The organism is Pseudomonas sp. 14P_5.3_Bac1 (genome assembly GCF_025466135.1).
In the GTDB taxonomy this organism is placed as follows: domain Bacteria; phylum Pseudomonadota; class Gammaproteobacteria; order Pseudomonadales; family Pseudomonadaceae; genus Aquipseudomonas.
In genome coordinates this window covers 1-2,066 of sequence record NZ_JANLOF010000064.1, presented here as the reverse complement: position 1 = coordinate 2,066, position 2,066 = coordinate 1, and the positions used below count along the sequence as shown (strand labels likewise).

3 protein-coding genes and 1 pseudogene are annotated in these 2,066 nt (G+C 48.2%); all 4 read left to right on the top strand.

The features are described from left to right. The coding region (locus tag NTD89_RS17070) for a hypothetical protein (protein WP_262208746.1) at positions 1–324 on the top strand (324 nt) is incomplete at its 5' end. Then, entirely contained in the window at positions 321–674 is a 354-nt protein-coding gene (locus tag NTD89_RS17065; RefSeq protein ID WP_262208744.1) for a hypothetical protein, read from the top strand. The genes NTD89_RS17070 and NTD89_RS17065, both read left to right, overlap by 4 nt. Then, positions 674–1,336: a hypothetical protein gene (locus NTD89_RS17060; RefSeq protein WP_262208742.1), complete on the top strand. Its 663-nt coding sequence runs from the start codon at positions 674–676 to the stop codon at positions 1,334–1,336. The genes NTD89_RS17065 and NTD89_RS17060 overlap by 1 nt, the downstream gene beginning before the upstream one ends. 202 nt (positions 1,337–1,538) lie before the next feature. Further along, a pseudogene (locus NTD89_RS17055) lies at positions 1,539–2,066 on the top strand (tail fiber domain-containing protein); the annotation flags it as partial.

The window sequence follows — 2,066 nt, the reverse complement described above, 5'->3', positions numbered from 1 at the left end:
CTGCAGTCGCAGTTCATCATCGACGCCGACCGGTTCGCCATCGGGCAGGCCGGCATCGTGCCCTTTGCGGTACAGGGTGGGCAGACTTTCATTAAATCGGCTTTTATCCAGGACGGCACGATTACCAACGCCAAGATCGGCAACTACATCCAATCCAACAACTACGACCCGGGTAAGGCTGGTTGGAAGCTGTTCTTTGATGGCACGTTTGAAATCAATGGGATTGTTCCTGGGCAGGGGAGATCAATGATGACAAATAGATCATTACGGTTTTGGGATAATGGCGGCGTCAAGCGGGTCCAAATTGGGGATCTAAGCGAATGAGTGTTGGCATGAGAATTTGGGGCGCTAATGGCGCCCTCCAGCTGGATGAGAATTCATTTACTGTAAGGATTGTACACTCACAGATTGTTCAGGCTGCAGCCGGGAAAGGTAGATTTATTGATTTGGCGATTCCCGGATATCCAGATGTTAATCCTACTACGTATTCTGCTGTTTGTGTTCCTGTAGCACCATATGAAGTTAGTGGTCAACGTACACCTATTACATATACACCTATTATTTATCCGGGTCCACCGGGTTATGTAAGGGTTTACTTTGGTGCACCGGGCGGTGCTGCTGGTTCACCTATTGGAACAACACCTCAGAGACTTTTAGTTATGAGGTATAAATAATGTCCTTCGGCCTAACTTTTGTAAACAATAAGGATGTTGTAACTCTTGACTCTGAATTTTCCAGACTTGTAATTGTAGAGTCTGGAACATGGACAACAAATAGCAGTCAGAATACGCCAATCTTTTTCAAGACAGCGGTTACAACTACAGAGCCACCATTGGTATTTGTAAGACCAAATACTGCTAGCAATTTATACTACTGTCAAGTGATTGGAACACCGGGTAATTGGACCGCTGTATCTTTTTCAACATCGCTTGTTGGTGCAACAGGTAAGTGGTTTTCTGCTGTGTTTAGATCAACACCAACTGCCACATATGGTTTGCGCTTATGGGATGCTAATAACACCCTTATCTTTGATAATGGAACACCTTGTGCCCAATTCACAGGAACTGTGAACAACTGGACATATCTAGGGGCAACTCAAACTGGACAAGGTTTATACAATTTAATGTGGACGCCTACTGGTGGATTTCCATTATCCAATGGTGATTATATGCTGATCAATAATATTGCCTTTGACATGCCGGGTCTGCAATCTAGACAAGGTAACATGTATGCCTTTTGGGACTTCCCAAACGATAGAATGATCTTACAGGCGGTAGGTGTTGATTTACCATCAGCACAATATCTACCAATGGTATTTGCAAAACCCTTTTCTTGATTAACGATGAATATGTTACTTGGAGTTTATAATGGCAAGACAGGAAATCAACTTAGGTACAGCGCCCACAGGCGCCGGTGGTGATACCACCCGGAGCGCCGCCGCTAAAATGAACGCAATGTCTACGGAGCTCTATACCGCCCTCGGCGGAGCGACTGGAACTCTCCCGTCCGCCTTACCAATTGCTAAGGGTGGCACTGGCGTGACTGATGGCCGCGCTATATTCACCGAGGTAGGCGTGCAGGGGGCTTCGGGCCGGTACAACATCCAGGGTCTGTATGCGGGCTGGAATGCTGCCGGGCTGGGGGAAGGGCACTTCATCGTAAACAAAGGTAATGGTGACGGTGGTTTCTCTTGGCGCTCAGTAAATGCTGGCAATACCGCCGGTGGCCCAGCCATGACCTACTCATATGATGGGATCTTGAAAGTCACTACCGTATCCGCGTCGGGTGTGGCAGTTGGTACGTTGGCTGTATCGAATGAGGTCTCAGTAGAATTGCCGGTTCGTGGAATTCGTTGCCGCACTGGTGTGAGCGGGGCTTATACAGCTCAGTCCTATAATCTCAACTGGACTGGCTCCAACGTTGACGTGTACATCGGCGCAACGTACGTGGGCACCATGACACTGTTCGGCTCTGACTACCGCTTCAAGAAATACATCAAGGACGCGCCGAAGACATCTTACCTGGACCGTGTCGACGCTTACCGGATCGTCACCTACCAGCGCAAA